The sequence below is a fragment of the Mitsuokella sp. oral taxon 131 str. W9106 genome (assembly GCF_000469545.1).
GTDB lineage: Bacteria > Bacillota > Negativicutes > Selenomonadales > Selenomonadaceae > AWVT01.
In genome coordinates, this window is record NZ_KI273065.1 from 47327 (window position 1) to 63547 (window position 16221).

The 16221-nt window shown below is 56.5% G+C and carries 17 protein-coding genes; 2 read left to right on the forward strand and 15 right to left on the reverse strand.

The annotated features are described in order from the left end of the window. Positions 1 to 196: 196 nt before the first annotated feature. The 15 genes from HMPREF1985_RS11050 to citD all read right to left on the reverse strand — a co-directional run bounded on the left by HMPREF1985_RS11050 (position 197) and on the right by citD (position 14089). Entirely contained in the window at positions 197 to 367 is a 171-nt protein-coding gene (locus tag HMPREF1985_RS11050) for a FeoB-associated Cys-rich membrane protein (RefSeq protein ID WP_021772086.1), read from the reverse strand. Between the two features lie 37 nt (positions 368 to 404). After that, entirely contained in the window at positions 405 to 2300 is a 1896-nt protein-coding gene (gene feoB / locus HMPREF1985_RS08035) for a ferrous iron transport protein B (protein WP_021772087.1), read from the reverse strand. A gap of 13 nt (positions 2301 to 2313) precedes the next feature. Continuing rightward, entirely contained in the window at positions 2314 to 2538 is a 225-nt protein-coding gene (locus HMPREF1985_RS08040; RefSeq protein ID WP_040637482.1) for a FeoA family protein, read from the reverse strand. A gap of 318 nt (positions 2539 to 2856) precedes the next feature. Further along, complete coding sequence (locus HMPREF1985_RS08045; protein ID WP_196805381.1) at positions 2857 to 3522, reverse strand: endonuclease III domain-containing protein; 666 nt, start codon at positions 3520 to 3522, stop codon at positions 2857 to 2859. Positions 3523 to 3560: 38 nt separating this feature from the next. Beyond that, on the reverse strand, positions 3561 to 3722 hold the full coding sequence (locus HMPREF1985_RS11345; RefSeq protein WP_155943541.1) for a hypothetical protein: 162 nt from the start codon (positions 3720 to 3722) through the stop codon (positions 3561 to 3563). 5 nt (positions 3723 to 3727) lie between these two features. After that, positions 3728 to 4510, reverse strand: a complete 783-nt coding sequence (locus HMPREF1985_RS08050; RefSeq protein WP_040637483.1) for an ABC transporter ATP-binding protein — start codon at positions 4508 to 4510, stop codon at positions 3728 to 3730. Continuing rightward, positions 4510 to 5466, reverse strand: a complete 957-nt coding sequence (locus HMPREF1985_RS08055; RefSeq protein ID WP_051349095.1) for a FecCD family ABC transporter permease — start codon at positions 5464 to 5466, stop codon at positions 4510 to 4512. The genes HMPREF1985_RS08050 and HMPREF1985_RS08055 overlap by 1 nt, the downstream gene beginning before the upstream one ends. A 32-nt stretch (positions 5467 to 5498) precedes the next feature. Further along, entirely contained in the window at positions 5499 to 6458 is a 960-nt protein-coding gene (locus tag HMPREF1985_RS08060) for an ABC transporter substrate-binding protein (RefSeq protein ID WP_021772093.1), read from the reverse strand. A 12-nt stretch (positions 6459 to 6470) separates the two neighbouring features. Next, entirely contained in the window at positions 6471 to 7175 is a 705-nt protein-coding gene (cobI, locus tag HMPREF1985_RS08065) for a precorrin-2 C(20)-methyltransferase (protein ID WP_040637484.1), read from the reverse strand. 144 nt (positions 7176 to 7319) lie between these two features. Continuing rightward, positions 7320 to 8825: an IMP dehydrogenase gene (locus HMPREF1985_RS08070; protein WP_040637485.1), complete on the reverse strand. Its 1506-nt coding sequence runs from the start codon at positions 8823 to 8825 to the stop codon at positions 7320 to 7322. Positions 8826 to 9064: 239 nt separating this feature from the next. After that, positions 9065 to 10390: a CitMHS family transporter gene (locus tag HMPREF1985_RS08075; protein ID WP_021772096.1), complete on the reverse strand. Its 1326-nt coding sequence runs from the start codon at positions 10388 to 10390 to the stop codon at positions 9065 to 9067. A 26-nt stretch (positions 10391 to 10416) separates the two neighbouring features. Next, the gene (gene citG / locus HMPREF1985_RS08080) at positions 10417 to 11295 is read right to left on the reverse strand and encodes a triphosphoribosyl-dephospho-CoA synthase CitG (RefSeq protein WP_040637525.1); all 879 of its coding nucleotides are present in this window, start codon (positions 11293 to 11295) and stop codon (positions 10417 to 10419) included. Positions 11296 to 11303: 8 nt separating this feature from the next. Continuing rightward, positions 11304 to 12863 carry a citrate lyase subunit alpha gene (gene citF, locus HMPREF1985_RS08085; RefSeq protein WP_021772098.1) on the reverse strand — a complete coding sequence of 520 codons (1560 nt, stop codon included), beginning with the start codon at positions 12861 to 12863 and terminating at the stop codon, positions 11304 to 11306. A gap of 15 nt (positions 12864 to 12878) precedes the next feature. Next, positions 12879 to 13790 carry an aldolase/citrate lyase family protein gene (locus HMPREF1985_RS08090; RefSeq protein ID WP_040637486.1) on the reverse strand — a complete coding sequence of 304 codons (912 nt, stop codon included), beginning with the start codon at positions 13788 to 13790 and terminating at the stop codon, positions 12879 to 12881. After that, positions 13787 to 14089 (reverse strand): citrate lyase acyl carrier protein, encoded by a 303-nt coding sequence (citD, locus tag HMPREF1985_RS08095; RefSeq protein ID WP_040637487.1) that lies wholly within the window; start codon positions 14087 to 14089, stop codon positions 13787 to 13789. Before citD ends, HMPREF1985_RS08090 begins: the two co-directional genes overlap by 4 nt. A gap of 190 nt (positions 14090 to 14279) precedes the next feature. On the opposite strand from citD, the gene HMPREF1985_RS08100 reads away from it, so the two are divergent. After that, positions 14280 to 15146, forward strand: coding sequence for a LysR family transcriptional regulator (locus HMPREF1985_RS08100; RefSeq protein WP_021772101.1), 867 nt, complete (start codon positions 14280 to 14282; stop codon positions 15144 to 15146). Continuing rightward, on the forward strand, positions 15143 to 16180 hold the full coding sequence (gene citC / locus HMPREF1985_RS08105) for a [citrate (pro-3S)-lyase] ligase (protein WP_021772102.1): 1038 nt from the start codon (positions 15143 to 15145) through the stop codon (positions 16178 to 16180). Before HMPREF1985_RS08100 ends, citC begins: the two co-directional genes overlap by 4 nt. The last annotated feature ends 41 nt before the right edge of the window (positions 16181 to 16221 follow it).

Genomic DNA, 16221 nt, shown 5'->3' on the forward strand with positions numbered 1-16221 from the left:
CGGCAATAAAAAACGCGCGGAAAAGACCTTCCCGCTAAAACAGGTGGATTCTCTCCGCGCGGCTCCATTGCCAAAATGCTATTGATTTACGGCATTCATGATAGCATAGAACCAGCAGCTTGTAAAGCACTTTTCCGTGTATACACGACCAAATACAAAAGAGGGCATCTCTTTTTCAGAAGATGCCCCTTTTGTGCTATTTCTTGATCGGTGCTGTGAAGGAGCGGCAGGAACTGCAATGCCCGCTGCACGAACGGCAGCTTCCGCCGCAGCAATCCTCCCTTCCCGCACGAAAGTTTCGGTATATATGGCGAAGCGCAAAGAAAAGCGCAATGACCAAAACAACGCCGACGACGAAGGTCGCCATAAGAATCCCTCCTCCATCTACGAGGCTGCTCCCGCTATCAGAAGCCAAGCGCACGCCCGACTTGGTAGACGACCAGCGAAACAAACCAAGCGATCACGAACATGTAGACGGCAGAGAAGGCGACCCATTTCCAGCCGCCCGCTTCCTTCTTGATCGTGCCAAGCGCCGTTACGCACGGCGTATAAAGCTGCGAGAATACCATGAAGGAAAATGCCGAAAGACTCGTGAACGCGGATGCCATGCCCGTCTGAAGCATCGTAGAGGCCGTATCCGCCGCATCCTCCGCCTCGGTCGAAACATCGCCCGCACCGTAGAGAACACCGATCGTCGCAACAACCGTTTCCTTTGCCATGATGCCCGACAGGACGGCCGCGCCTGCTTCCCACGTTGCAAAACCTTGGAATACGAAAAGTTTTGACATCCAACTGCCGATCGATGCGAGAATGCTATCCTCGATCTCGCACGGTCCGCTGAAATTGTAATTCGACATGACCCAAAGCAGGACAGATGCCACGAAGATGATCGTACCGGCTTTGACCAGGTAGCCTTTCCCCTTATCCCAAGTCTCTAGAAGAACCGACTTCATATCCGGCATGCGATACGGCGGCAGCTCTAAAAGGAATGTAGAACCCTTCGCCTTGAATAGCGTCGAGCCGAGTACTTTGGCTACGATGATCGCCATAGCCATGCCGATAATGTACATCGCGAATACGACATTGGCGGCATTATGGGGGAAAAACATCGCCGCGAAAAGCGCCATGATCGGCAGTTTTGCACCGCAAGTAAGGAACGGCGTAACGAGGATCGAGATCATGCGGTCCTTTTCCGAGTCAAGCGCACGCGCCCCCATAATAGACGGAACCCCGCAGCCGAAGCCCATCATGAGCGGCATGATGCCTTTGCCCGTCAGGCCGCAGCGACGCATGATCGGATCCATGATGAATGCGATACGCGCCATGTAGCCCGTACCATCCAAAAACGAGAGGCAGAAGAACAGGACGAAAATGAGCGGTACGAACGTGAGCACGGCGCCAACGCCAGCAATGATGCCGTCCGTGACAAGCGACACCATCCAGTCTGCAACGCCCGCCGCCTCAAGCCCATCCTTTGCGAGGTTCAGGAAATCATCGTTTATGAGATCCTCCAGCGCATCCGCGATAGGCTGGCCAATCCAAGTAAAGGTAATCTGGAATACCGCGTAGAGAATCAGGAGGAATATCGGCAGTGCGAGAATGCCGTTCGCGAGAAACCGATCCATTTTCTCAGAGCGCGTTGCGCCGACATTTCGGAATGTAACCGCCTTTGCTACCACTTTGTCAATGAGTGCATAACGCGCTTCGATGATTTCCTCATCTTTCTGTGCATCCGTTTTTTCACTCGCCCGAATCGCATGCACTTTTGCGATGTGATCCTTTACAAGCTGGCTCGGCTCATAATTTTCCATGACCGTACTCGTGAAAACGTCGAGCAGCTTCTTTGTGCTCTTGCTGCTGCGGCCAACCGTCTCGACGACGGGCATGCCGAATGCCTCTTCGAGCTTTGCCGTATCAATTTCGACTCCGCGGCGCGCAGCATCGTCCTGCATGTTGAGATCGATGAGAAGCGGTATGTCCTGCTCGAGAAGCTGTACGGTAAGGAAGAGATTGCGCTCGATGTTTGAGCTGTCCACGACATCCACGACGAGGTCGAGCTTCGTGTTCAACAAGTAGTCTATGACGATTTTTTCTTCCGGTGACCGCGCGTTGACACTGTACGTGCCGGGAAGATCGACGATCGAAATCGCGCGATCCATGTAGCGTGTGTAACCAACTTTTTTATCGACCGTGACGCCCGGCCAGTTGCCGATTTTCTGACGTGCTCCCGTCAGTTCATTGAAAATGGTCGATTTTCCGGTATTCGGATTGCCGGTAAGTGCGACTGCGAGTGTTGCCATTTCCGTGCCCCCCTTATCCTACCGTTTCAACCGTAATCCGCTCTGCGTCCTCACGACGCAAGGCGAGATTATACGACCGAATGCCGATTGCAATCGGATCGCCGAGCGGAGCCGAACGCAGAACGGTCACCTTCGTGCCGGGGATCAGCCCCATCGACATGAGCCGCTGCTTCAGCGGCGACTCTTCGATCTGCACGATCTTCAGCGTCATGCCCGTCTTTCCATCCTTCAATGTCAATTGTGCTACCTCCTAAGATCTTATTAATGGGAACGATAATGAAACTTTATATATATTGGGCATGATAACCCATTTCAATCCATTCGTCAAGAAAACGAGAATGAATATACTCAGTCTAACAGAAAAGCCGCACCGGAGTACAGGATGCCTTCCGTGCACCATACGCTATTCTAGGGAAGCGCTGATTCATTCAGCCGCCCATCTTCGCATATCTGGGCAACTTCACTTAATCAGCGCTTCCCTAGCGTTGTTTACGATTCGTTTTGTATACTTTATCATAGCAAGGGATGAAAATCCCCTCCTGTATTTTTCCGCTTCTCACCTATCAATTTTTCTGCACACATCGCCAAACACGCAGCCCTCGCATTTTATTCGCTTGCCGCAGCGCGTCTTGCAATGGTCGAGAATCAGCCAATGGTACCAGCCATACATATTCGCACTACGCTCTATCCCATCCGTCAGGAATGCCCGCCGCTCCTCGTCCGTCTTGAAATCGTACCCCAGCCGTGCCATAAATCGCCGCGTATAGGCATCCAGCACAAAGGATGGCATACGGAACGCATAGGTCAGGATTGCATCCGCTGTTTCCGCACCAATCCCAGGCAAGGCCAGCAATTCATCTCGCACCTCCAGCATCGGTTTCTGTGAAACCTCAACCACCTCGAAATCATATCCCTTGAACCATGCTGTCAGCTTCTTCACATACCTTGACTTCGCCTTATAAAAGCCACAGGAACGAATCAGTGGTTGCAGGTCCTCCTCGCTTAGGCTATCCATGAATTTTGGGCTCAGCCGTTCTCCTAGCTCGGCCACGGTTTTTTCGACATTGTTCCAAGATGTATTCTGCACCAAGATTGCCGTAATCATGATGGCATATTCGTCTCCCGGCCACCACTGCACAGGTCCATAGCTATCAAGCAGTCTGTTGTAAATCTGCTGAGCAGTCAACATTTTATCACCGCCAATATACGGAAATCTCAACAAGATTCCCATCCGCATCGCGCAAATAGATGCTGTCCAATTCATTCCGCCATACTAGCCGCAGGCTTCTTTTCCAACAAAGCATGGATGAGCGTGTAATAAGCGGGCAAACGTCCTTTGCCCCATAAGAGCTTGATGCCCAGCCGTTCTTCCGTGATAGCTGTGAGGTTGAAGCCGAACGAATCTAATGAAATTCCCCTCATGATTTTCACTGCACCAACGCGACAGGCGAGAGGACGGTCTTGCCGTTGCGATTCGTGAAGATGTCGGCGCGCACGCCGAATACGTCCGCCAGCAGGTCGACGGAAAGCACCGATTGCGGCGCGCCCTGTCTGTAAATGGCGTGGTCTTTTAAGACGGCAATCTCGTCGGCATACTGAAGCGCGTGGTTGATGTCGTGCAAGACCATGATGACGGTCATGCCATACGTCTGGTTGATGTCCGTCACGATCTGCATGACTTCAAGCTGGTGCGCGATGTCGAGATACGTCGTCGGCTCGTCGAGCAGCAGGATCTCGGGCTTCTGCGCGAGCGCCATTGCGAGAAAGGCGCGCTGGCGCTCGCCGCCCGAGAGCGTCCGCACTTCGCGATCGCGGAAGGCTTCGACGTGCGTGACACGCATCGCCCACTCTACCGCCTCGCGGTCTTCCTTGGGATTGCTCGCGCGAAACCATGCGCGGTAGGGGAATCGTCCATAGTCGACGAGGCGCGCGACCGTCGTGTCGGGCGGCGTTTCCGCCCCCTGCGGCAGAATGGCGAGGCGCTTTGCGAGATCGCTTCGCCCGATATGGCGAATGTCCTTTCCGCCGAGCGTCACTTCCCCCTCGTAATCGCGCGACAGGCCTGCGATTGCACGCAATAGCGTCGATTTGCCCGCTCCGTTTGGCCCGATGATCGCCGTCCGCTTTCCATGCGGGAAGGCAATCGAAAGATGATCGAGTATCGTATGCCCCGCAATCGTCACACTGAGGTCTTTTACGATCAGCTCCATCATAGCTCCCTCCTCAAAAGAAACAGGAAGAACGGCGCGCCGAGCGCTGCCATGATGATGCCGACGGGGAGTTCGACGGGCGCAAACGCAATGCGTGCAAACGTATCACTCGCCATGACGACGGCGGCTCCTAAAAGCGCTGATGCCGGGAGCAGAAGGCGATGATCCGAGCCAATGAGCAGGCGTGCCGCATGCGGGACGATGAGCCCGACGAAACCCAAGAGTCCCACGACGGAGACGGCGCTCGACGCGAGCAGTGCTGCTATCGCCGTCAGTATAAAGCGCGTGCGCTCGACGGCAAGGCCGACGCCCTTTGCCATCTCGTCGCCAAGCTGCAGGATATTGAGATGGCGCGAAAAGAGCAGCGCGAGGACGCTCGCACAGATCGTATACGGATAGAGCATGGCAACGTGTGGCCAACTGCGCGCGGAAAGACCGCCGACCATCCACATGAGCGCACTGTGGACGCGATCGCTGTAAAGAATCATGAGTGCCGATATGCCTGCGCCAAGAAAAGCGGAAACGGCTACGCCCGCAAGAATGATGCGAATCGGACGAATGCCATCCTTCCATGCGAGCACGTAGATGAGGAGCGCCGCCCCCATCGCGCCGACAAATGCTGCAGGCGTAACGAGCACGGTCGCTTCCGGCATGAGCAAAAGGACAAGAATCCCCATGAGTCCTGCACCCGACGAGATGCCGATGATATGCGGATCTGCGAGCGGGTTTTTCATGATCGCCTGCAAGATAGCGCCAGACAGTGCGAGGTTGATGCCGACGAGTGCTGCGACAAGCGTGCGCGGCAGCCGGATGTTCATGAGGATCTGCTCATGCGTTCCCACCCCGGTCCCCTGCAAGGCGGATTCGATTTCCGCAAACGGAATCGCAACCGAACCCAGCATGATGCTTGCCGCACCTGCCGCAATCACGAGGATAAGGAATGCGAAGAGTACCATCACCTGCCGTCCGTGCCCTGGAACACGCCCGTTCATTTCTCCTTTGCCTCAGGATAGATGCAGGATGCCATCGTGCGAACGGCATCTGGATAGTGAATGCCGGGGCTCAGCAGGAAGAGATCCTGCGGCAGATAGTAGACGTGACCATTCTTTACGGCATGGATCGTCTGCCATGCAGGATTCTCTTCCATTATCTTATCCATTCCCGCCTTGATCTCTTTCAGATCCCCCATGCTCGTGATGAATAACACATCGGGATTCTGCTCAACTAGCGTTTCAAGGCTGTACGGCGCAGAATCTGGATTTTTTTCGAGCGGCGCAAGCCCTGCAGCGACGTTTTCCCAGCCGAGAAGCTTGGCCGTGCAACCTGCGATGCTCCCGTCGAGTTGGATCGTGAGTCCTTGATTCGTCGAATGGATGATCGCAATGCGCTTCTTTTCCTGTGGCACACGCTGACGCACCGCTTCAATTGCATGTTCCATGGAAGCGAGAAGCGCATCTCCTTTTTCCTTCTCCCCCGTGATCTGTGCGAGTATCTTCACTTCCTGTTTGACATCATCGTAGCTCTTCATATCGAGCACGACCGTCTTGACACCATTGTCCTCGAGCGTTGCGGCGAGCTTTTCGTTCATTCCCTTGTTGAGAATGACAAGATCCGGATTACAGGCAAGTACCTTCTCCGCATCAATCTGATAGACCTTGCCGACACTCGTTTTGTCCTTTGCCCAGTCCGGCATTTTCGTCTTCGAATCAGGACGCCCGACGACATCCCCGCCGACCTCATGGAGCGGTTCGAGGAACGATGCAGACGTTACGACGATGCGTTCCGGCTTCTTGTCAAGCGTAATATCGCGTCCTGCGGCATCCTCAAAGTGAGCAAATGCTGCCTCCCCGGCAGCCGGCGCTTTCTTCTCTGCCGTACCGCAGCCGAATGCGGCGACGAGCAGCCCCGCCATTACGACGAGGAGCATCATGCGAACGAATGGCTTCATCTTGTGTCCTCCTCACTTCGCGTCGCGACGCGTCAAAATAGTCGAGAGATAGTTGGGCCTTTCCGCGCGATGCGCTGCAACATCGTGGAAAACCTGTTCCCCATCGAGTCCCGCACGGCTCACGAGTACGGCATTTTTCGCCATGCCATGCTCTTCGAGCATTTCGATGACATCGGGGAAATTCCTGTAGACCTTCATGAGCACAACGTTGTCCGACGCCTCCATTGCACGCTTCATTTTCTCACGCTTCGCCGTCGCGGGAATGATCGTGAGCACCTCGTTTCCCTCGACGATCGGGCGACCGAGCTGACTGCTGATCGCAGCATACGCGGGGATGCCCGGAATCGTCTCGATCCTCACGTCCTCATGCTCCAAGAGGCGGAATACGTAAATATAGGTACTGAAAAACATCGGATCGCCGAGCGTCAGGAACGCGACATTCTTGCCTTGATTGAGCAGGCCGAGAATCTCCGCCTTGTTCTCCTTCCATGCCGAATCGTCATGCTCAAAGCCCTTGACCATCGGGAATACCTGATAGACGATTTCCACATCCGGCTTCAGGTACGGCTTCGCGATCGAGAGCGCAACACTTCCGTCCTTCTTCTCCGTTTTCGGCGCGATGAGCACATCCGCCGCCTCAATGGCATGGATTGCCTTGACCGTCAGCAGTTCCGGATCGCCAGGGCCGACGCCGATCCCATAAAATACACCCTTCATCGCAAGCATCCTCCTAACATAAAAACAATCCTTTCCTAATCATATATAGAAAGAAACTATTCCTTCTGCCCCATTATAGCACGCCACAGACGAAAATGCCCCTGCAAACCAAACTTTTGCCTGCAGGGGCATTGCTTAAATGATTTAGGCACGGCCAAACTTATCCTTCAGGATAACATCGTGCGAGCCGCCTTCTACGATGCTCGTCGACGAGACAAGCGTGAGCTTTGCCTTTTCGCGCAGCTCGGGAAGCGTGAGCGCGCCGCAGTTGCACATCGTCGAGCGAATTTTCGCGAGTGAGATGCCGACGTTGTCCTTGAGCGAGCCTGCGTACGGAACGTAGGAATCAACGCCTTCCTCAAAGGAGAGCTTTCGCGCACCGCCGAGATCATAGCGCTGCCAGTTGCGCGCACGATTCGAGCCTTCGCCCCAATACTCCTTGAAGTACGTGCCATTGACCTTGACCTTGTCCGTTGGGCTCTCGTCAAAGCGCGAGAAGTAACGGCCGAGCATGAGGAAATCCGCGCCCATCGCGAGTGCGAGTGTCATGTGGTAATCGTGCACGATGCCCCCATCGGAGCATACCGGGATGTAGACGCCCGTCTCCTCATAGTAGCGATCACGCTCCGCGCAAACGTCGATCAGTGCTGTCGCCTGCCCGCGGCCGATGCCCTTCGTCTCACGCGTGATGCAGATCGATCCGCCGCCGATGCCGACCTTGATGAAGTCTGCGCCCGCGTCCGCGAGAAAACGGAAGCCCTCGCCGTCGACGACATTGCCCGCGCCGACCCTGACCTCTTTTCCGAAGTGCTCGTGAATGTACTGAAGCGTGATGCGCTGCCATTCCGAAAACCCCTCCGAGGAATCGATGCAGAGCACGTCCGCACCTGCCTCAAGAAGCGCCGGCACGCGCTCCGCGTAGTCGCGCGTATTGATGCCCGCACCGACGATGTAGCGTTTGCGCTCATCGATGAGTTCGAGCGCATGCTCCTTGTTATCCGTGTAGTCCTTGCGGAACACCATGTAGCGCAAGCGCTGGTTCTTGTCGATGAGCGGCAGCATATTCAGCTTGTTTTCCCAGATGAGATCATTTGCCATCGGGAGCGTCGTCGTGTCGGCATCGGCGTAGACGAGCTTCTCGAACGGCGTCATGAACGTCTTTGCCTGTACGTCGGGCCCCATGCGTGACGTGCGGTAGTCCCGGCTCGTGACGATGCCGAGCAGCCTGCCCGTCGGCGTGCCGTCCTCCGTGACCGCCATCGTCGAATGCCCTGTCTTTGCAAGGAGCTCAAGGATCTCACCGAGCGTCGTCGTCGGCTTGATGTTCGAATCGCTGCTCACAAAGCCGGACTTATAATTCTTGACGCGCGAGACCATAGCAGCCTCCGCCTCGATGTTCTGTGAGCCGTAGATGAACGATATGCCGCCTTCCTTCGCGAGCGCAATCGCCATGGTATCGTTCGAAACGGCCTGCATGATGGCAGACGTCATCGGGATATTCATCGAGAGCCTCGGCTCTTCTCCCTTTTTGAACTTCACGAGCGGCGTTCGGAGCGATACGTTGTTCGGAATGCACTTGTCGGACGAATAACTTGGGACAAGAAGATACTCTCCAAACGTATGCGATGGTTCCTTAAAATAGAATGCCAACGTAGCCTCACCCTTTCTTTGACACGACTTCCCTGACTCAAATATATTGTCGCTATTCTACTATAAAGGAAAAACTCTGTCAATGCAGATGTCTCTCGTCCTGCTCCGCCCAAAGAATACCGGCTATACCCCTTGCGCTGCATAGAAAAAGCGCAGGAAATCGCTTTCCTGCGCTTTCAGGTCCAACTTTTGGGCGTGCTTCAGCATTACGCCAGTCTGCCTTTTTCGAATCCCATGGATTATACGGTCACAATGCCAAGGACGATGGCAAAGAAGAGTGAAATGATCGACAGCCCCCAAAGCCACGGTCCACAGAAGCGCAGGAGTTCCTTGATAGAGACGCCCGCAAGCCCGCAACAGAGGAATGTCGTCGCTGCGTGCGGGGTGACGAGGACAGCGAAGTTCTTGCCGACGAGCATCGCGTTCGACATGTTCTCCGGGCTAATGCCGTACTGTTCGCCAACGCCGATCGCAAGCGGCAGGAGACCGAAGAAGTATGGGCTCGTGCCGAGCATCATGCCGATCGGCACGGCAAAGATGCCCATGATAATATGGAAGTATGGACCGAGTACAGACGGGATGAGCATGACAAGCGTCTCTGCCATCGCATCCATCATCTTCGTCCCAGTCAGCACGCCAAGGAATACCCCGGAGGCGAGCAGGATCATCGGAACGCCAAGCGCTTCGCCCGCATGTGCCCTGATGCGCTTGCTCTGCATCTTCGGATCGGGGAAGTTCACGATGAGCGCGAGCGAAAGACCGATCATAAAGGCAGCGTAGAGCTGGATCTTCGTGAAGCAGAGGAGTGCGATCACGCCAACGGTGAGGAGAAGGTTGAACCAAAAGAGTTTCGGACGCTTAAGTGCAGCGGCTTCCTCATCGGAGATCTGATGCGCCGAAGACGCATCCTCATCCATCTCCGCCGCCTTGCCCGTCGGATGAACTCCAGCTCCGCGCCGCTTTTCCAGCACGCCCATGAATGCGGCAAAGAAAAGTACCATGACGATGCCGACAATCTGCAGCGGAATGAGGGTATGCCAAAGCGCATTGACATCCGCGTTCAGGATTACGCCGACGCGTGCGACGGGGCCGCCCCACGGCAGAAGGTTCATGATACTCATTGCCGCGCCTATGATCACGCAGAGGACGACGGGGCGGATATGCAGTTTTTTGTAGATCGGCAGCATCGCAGGAATTGTCACGAGCAATGTCGCGGCGAGCGCCCCGTCGAGATGGGCGATCGTTGCGATGCAGGCGGTCGACACGGTAACAAGGATGACGTTCGAACCGGCGCAACGCACGAGGAAGTCGACGAGTGGATCAAAGAGCCCGACCTCCGACATGATCGAAAAATAGACAATGGAGAAGATAAAGAGCACGGCGACCGGCATGGTCGTTGCCACGCCCGCTTTCACGAACCCCGAGATCTGTGTGAAGTCAAAGCCGCAGACCGCGGCACAGAGAATGGGAACAATGACGAAGATCGGCGTCGGGTGCGCCTTCGACTGCAAGAGCAGATAGATGATCAGGAAGATCATCACAAAACCCGTAATGGCGAGCAACATGCAAAAACCTCCATTCCCAAATTGTCTTACCCCAATCCGAATGTATCGGACTGTTCCATTTCATAGAGAAAATATGTGACTGCGACGAGATCTGCCGAGCCGCCAGGACTGATCCACGAATCAATCAGATGCGCGTCGAGTGCTGCAACCGCTTCACGTCCCGCCTTCGTTCCCATGCCCCCAAGCGTAAGGATGCGAGCGGACTCGCGCTGCACCGCATAGAGCGAGGGAAGATCACGTCGCCCGATGATATTCGTATCCATGTTGTGCGCCATGAGTACGAGAAGGACATCGACGAGCGAATCGTTCAGCAGTGTATGCGCCGCCCTGCGCAAGCGATAGGTTGGCAAGGCATACTCGCGGACAAGCGGGAACCCTGCCTCCGCCTCGCCGCGCACGCCCGTCAGACCGTAGGCGAGATAGACCGCCTCGCCTTTCGTACCGGGCACGACATCCTGTATGAGCGCGCCATAGTCCGTGCGGCAGAGTCCCGCGCAGACCATCCGCGTCACATCCAGAACCGCATTGGCGGTCAGCCGCCCGCCATGTGCTAAGAGCCACCCAGCCGAACCGAGCAAAACGCCGAAACTGAATATCGCTCCCTTGTGTGTATTCACGCCTCCCGTGCGTGCATACATGGCTTTTTCTGCCGCGCAGCCGATCAAACGAAGCTGCGTGAGCAGTGTATCGAGATGCCTATGCGCCGCCCCCATGCGCGCAAATTCCGCGAAGTATGGGGCAAGCACCGCAGCCGATACTTGAAATGTCAAGAGATCCATATCGTCGTGCGCCCCATTATTCACACGATCCACGAGCCCCGGCTTCGGCGTCGCCGCCACTTCTACGAGCAGCGCCTCCACGGCGAGCGCGGCAAGGCGATCCGCACGCTTTGTTTCCCATGACAAGGCCGTATTCAAAGCTCGACTGGCTTGATCTTGCGCACGACATCGAGGATCGTACCGTCACGCGCCTCCAAAATGGCGATCACCGAATCCTCCCATTCGAGCTCGTCCGGCTCGCCCACCAGGCTGTACGCTTTCTCTTGCAGCGCCTCTATCGTCGTATGGACGATCCCTGCCGCATCGAGGCACTCGATCAGATCCCCGCGCGCCGGATTGACCGCGATGCCGTAGTCCGTCACGAGCACATCCACGCAGTCTCCCGGCGTCGTCACGGTGACGACCTTCTTGCAGACCGTCGCCATCCGCCCGCGCACGAGCGGCGTGACAATGATGCAGCACTTGCTCCCCGCCGCCGTGTCCGGATGCCCGCCCGGCGCGCCGCGCAGCACGCCGTCCGAGCCGGTCAGCACATTGACGTTGAAATCCGTGTCAATCTCCAGGGCCGCAAGCACCACGAAGTCGAGCTTGTTGACGTAGGCGCCCTTGTTCGCGGGATTCGCGTACTCGCTCGTGGAGATCTCAAGATGCTTGTCGGGATGTGCCGCGAGATGCTCGATTGCCTTCGTGTCAAAGTCCTGCGTGTCGAGCAGCTTGCGCACGAGCCCCTTGTCCATGAGGTCGCAGATATTGCCTCCCATGCCGCCGAGAGCGAATCCCATCACGATCCCCCGCTCGCGCATATAGTCCTCAAGGTAGCGGTTGACCGCGAGCGACGGCCCGCCGACGCCCGTCTGGAAGGAGAACCCGTCCTTAAAGTACGGCGTCGCCGCCATGATCCTGGCGCAGTTCTCCGCCATCATGAGGTTGCGCGGATCCTCGGTGACGCGCGCTTCCTTCGTGCCGATCTTCTTCGGATCGCCGATCGCATCCACGACGACGACACAGTCCACATCGATCGAGGAAATGGCGGCAGGCATATTCGGGAACGGAACGAGCGTGTCCGTCACGACGACGACATGATTGGCATAGCGCGAGTCTGCGACGGCGTAGCCGAGCGTGCCGCAGTTGTTCTTCCCCCCCGTGCCGCTTGCGTTGCCGTAGTCATCCGCCGACGACGCCGCGATAAACGTGATGTCGATAGAGAGTTCCCCCGTCTCGATCGCACGCGGGCGTCCGCCGTGGCTGCGGATGATCGCCGGCGTTTTCAGTTTCCCCGCCGAAATGACCTCGCCGATCCGTCCGCGCACGCCCGAGGACTGGACGCCGATGATCTTGCCTTCCTCGATGTAGTCCGCGAGGAGATCCTGTGCACTGCCGAGGGAGGTGGTCGCGACCGTCAGATCCTTGAGTCCCATTTCCTCGACGAGCACCTTCATGACCATGCTCGTCACATAGTCGCCGTTGCGAAAGGCATGATGGAAGGAGACGGTCATGCCGTCGTGCGCGCCGCATTTCTCGCACGCCTCACGGATCGAGCCGAGCACCTTCGATTCCTGCGGCTTCTCTGCGCGGCGCACCACTGGCCCTGCCTTATGGTAGGCCTTGCCGTCCATATGGAATTTGCCTTGGTAGACCTCCTTGCCCCCTGTGAGGAGTTTGTCTGGAATCTCTCTGCCCACTGCATTTTTCATATCCCTGCACTCCTTTTACAAATCGCCGTGGTAGACGCCGCACGCCTTCGCAAGGGCGATCACGCGCTGCGCGTCCTCGATGAAGGGGATGTCGACCATCTTGCCGTTCACCGTGTAGACACCGACGCCCCGCTTCGACTGCTCCTCGTAGCTGCGCACGTAGAGCTCCGCTGTCGCGATCTCCTTCTCCGTCGGGGCAAAGGTCTTGTGCACATAGGCGATCTGGCGCGGGTTGATGAGGCTTTTTCCGTCAAACCCCATCGCGTGATCGAGTTCCACCTCCGCGCGGAAGCCCTCCTCATCGTCGAGCGATGTGAACACCGTGTCAAAGCATTGGATCCCCGCCTCACGCGCCGCGAGCAGCATGAGGCTGCGCGCCGTATTGATCTCGATGCCGCTGCGCTCGGTACGGACGTGCATGCTCTTGCGGAAGTCGCCGCCCGAAATCGCCACGCCGAGCATACGCTCCGACGCCTGGCAGATCTCGCGCGCGTTCAGAATCCCCTTCGGGCTTTCGAGCGCCGCCATGAGCAGCGTCCGCCCCTCCTCGACGCCGAACTCCTTCTCCGCCGCAAGCACGTGCTCCTCGATCCGCCGCACATCATCCGCACTCTCGCATTTGGCGATGCGCACGCCGTCCGCGCCGCCCGCGACGCAGACGCGCACATCCTCCTGCCAGTGCGGGGTATCGAGCCCATTAATGCGTACAATGACCTCGGTATCCCCATAGTCGATATGCTTCAGCGCATGGTAGAGCGAAAAGCGTGCGGCGTCCTTTTGGTTCTCCGCCACGGCATCCTCGAGATCGAGCATGATGCTGTCCACGCCGTAGATATAGGCATCCTTGATCAGTCCCGGGCGCTGCGCGTTCATGAACATCATCGTACGGCGCAGGCGGAACCGCTCCGGCCTTGGTCTTGGAATCATTGGACCACACCTCCCCACGGAATATTCTTATCGGATATGCCGGCGCTGCGGAACACCGCGCACTCCACACGCGCGCGGATCGTGCAGTCCAAAGCGCCCTGATCCACCACCTGCACGCGCGCAGACGAAACGCCGAGGCGTTTCAGCGTGTCCAGCACGGTCTTTTGGATGGCGCGACCGTATTGGTTCATGACGCTGCTCTCCAAACGCAGCTCGATGCCCGCCGTGCCCGGCTCAACCGTGACCTGCACATCGCTGGATTCCAGTGTCCCTGCCATCGCCATTGTCTCAATCTGCATAACGATCCTCCTAACCATCAAGTATAATATCATCATAGCAGGAGCCATATTCTCTGTAAACGCTCCCATTTTTCCGACTGTGGCATTCCATAAAAGAATGTTATCCGCACATTTTTTAATCGCAAAAGCGATGGAAATTATGATATAATAAATATTGTATATTCGCGCTTGAGAAGGGGAGGGGGATCGGATGAACACACAGGATATCCAACTCCTCAAGACACTGCACCGTACAAGCAATATCACACGCACAGCAGAGGAGCTCTACACGACGCAGTCCTCGGTATCCAAACGCATTCGGCAGCTGGAGAAGGAGCTTGGCATCATTCTTGTCCTGCGCTCTCGCCGCGGCATCCAATTCACACCGGCAGGCGAGATCGTCCTGCGCCACGTCAATGCGATCACGCGCGAGCTCACATCGATGAATCAGGAACTCAACGACACGCAGGGCATTATCTCCGGCACACTGCGTGTCGGTGTGTCGATCAACTATGCGTTGTACCGTCTGCCTCCGCTTCTCCGACGCTATCAGAAGCGCTACTCGCTCGTGCGTACGCAGACGATCATCGAGGCCAGCCAGAAGATCTACTCCATGTTCATTGCAGGACAGATAGAACTCGCCATCGTGCGCGGCGAATACTCGGACTGGACCGGCTCGCGCATTCTCCTAGGGCGTGAACCCATCTGCGCCATTACCTGCCCCGAACACTGCGACCTTCCTCTGCGTGAGCTGCCGCAGGTCATTCGCAAGGCGGATCTTGAGATGGAACGCGACACGGCGCTTTGGTGCAGGGAGAACAAGATCCCCACAGCAAAGAATCAGGTATTTGCGAACAGCACTGCTACCTGCATCGAGATGGTGCGGCAAGGACTCGGATGGGGCATCGTACCGAAGATCTGTCTCGCGCATTTCGATGGCTGCATCCGCCCCATGCGCTTTGCAGACGGCCGTCCACTCGTGCGTTCCACCTATCTCCTCTACACGGAGCAAACTGCTGCCTTGCCGCAGATTCAAGCCTTTATCGACCTGCTTGCCGAGACAAAGGAGAACCTATGATCACGACCATCTATCCATCTGACCGTACGGGCATGGAACGCGTGCGCGCCCTGCTCGAACGGGAAGGTCTGCACATGGACGCAAATCTCGACTATACTTGCGCCATTCTTGACGAGTCGTACATGCCCATCGCGACGGGCAGCTGCTGCGGCAACACGCTCCGCTGCTTCGCCGTCGACAATACGCATCGAGGGGAAGGCCTGCTGAACGAAGTCCTCTCCCATCTCATGACCGTGCAGCAGGAGCGCGGGAACGCCGCCGTCTTCCTCTACACAAAAGGCGATTCCGTCCGCTTCTTCCGCAATCTCGGCTTTCATGAAATTGCCCGTGTCTCGGACATAATCGTTTTTCTCGAAAATCGCCGCTGGGGATTTTCCGACTATCTGAAAGCATTGCAGCAGGAAAGTCCCGCGAGCGCCCAAAATGCGGCGGCAATTGTAATGAATGCAAATCCTTTTACGCTCGGACATCTCTGCCTCGTGGAGCATGCATCCGCAGAAAACGAATGGGTGCATCTCTTTATCGTGAGCGAGGAGGCGAGCCTCTTTCCCTTTGCCGTGCGTGAGCGCCTCATACGTGAGGGAACGGCGCATCTCAAAAATATTGTCTATCATCGAACGAGTTCCTATATCATCAGCCAGGCAACCTTCCCCAGCTATTTCCAAAAGGATGAAGATGCCGTTATCCTAAGCCATGCGCAGCTCGATATTGCCGTGTTTTCACGCATTGCAAAGGCGCTCTCTATCACGCGCCGCTATGTCGGCGCAGAGGAGTCAAGCCATGTCACACGTCTCTACAACGAGATTATGCTGCACGATCTCCCACGTGCAGGCATTTCGTGCAGGATCATCCCACGCAGGGAACACGCAGGCACACCAATCAGTGCCTCCACCGTACGCCGGGCGATTCAGGCAGGCAATATGAGCATCCTCCCCTCCCTCGTTCCGCCTGCAACACTCGCCTTTCTCCAAAGTGAGGAAAGCGCTGCCATTCGCAGAAAGATTGCAGAGGCAGCAGACGTCGTTCACTACTAATTGTTCACTACTAGTTATTCACTACGAAAGGAGCGGTATGT

Coding starts and splice junctions, on each gene's coding strand:
- HMPREF1985_RS08050 (WP_040637483.1), bottom strand. CDS start 4,510: ATGGAGCTGATCGTAAAAGACCTCAGTGTGACGATTGCGGGGCATACG.
- citD (WP_040637487.1), bottom strand. CDS start 14,089: ATGCAGATTGAGACAATGGCGATGGCAGGGACACTGGAATCCAGCGAT.
- citF (WP_021772098.1), bottom strand. CDS start 12,863: ATGAAAAATGCAGTGGGCAGAGAGATTCCAGACAAACTCCTCACAGGG.
- cobI (WP_040637484.1), bottom strand. CDS start 7,175: ATGAAGGGTGTATTTTATGGGATCGGCGTCGGCCCTGGCGATCCGGAA.
- feoB (WP_021772087.1), bottom strand. CDS start 2,300: ATGGCAACACTCGCAGTCGCACTTACCGGCAATCCGAATACCGGAAAA.
- HMPREF1985_RS08060 (WP_021772093.1), bottom strand. CDS start 6,458: ATGAAGCCATTCGTTCGCATGATGCTCCTCGTCGTAATGGCGGGGCTG.
- HMPREF1985_RS08055 (WP_051349095.1), bottom strand. CDS start 5,466: ATGGTACTCTTCGCATTCCTTATCCTCGTGATTGCGGCAGGTGCGGCA.
- HMPREF1985_RS11345 (WP_155943541.1), bottom strand. CDS start 3,722: ATGAGGGGAATTTCATTAGATTCGTTCGGCTTCAACCTCACAGCTATC.
- HMPREF1985_RS08100 (WP_021772101.1), top strand. CDS start 14,280: ATGAACACACAGGATATCCAACTCCTCAAGACACTGCACCGTACAAGC.
- HMPREF1985_RS08075 (WP_021772096.1), bottom strand. CDS start 10,390: ATGTTGCTCGCCATTACGGGTTTTGTGATGATCTTCCTGATCATCTAT.
- HMPREF1985_RS08090 (WP_040637486.1), bottom strand. CDS start 13,790: ATGATTCCAAGACCAAGGCCGGAGCGGTTCCGCCTGCGCCGTACGATG.
- citC (WP_021772102.1), top strand. CDS start 15,143: ATGATCACGACCATCTATCCATCTGACCGTACGGGCATGGAACGCGTG.
- HMPREF1985_RS11050 (WP_021772086.1), bottom strand. CDS start 367: ATGGCGACCTTCGTCGTCGGCGTTGTTTTGGTCATTGCGCTTTTCTTT.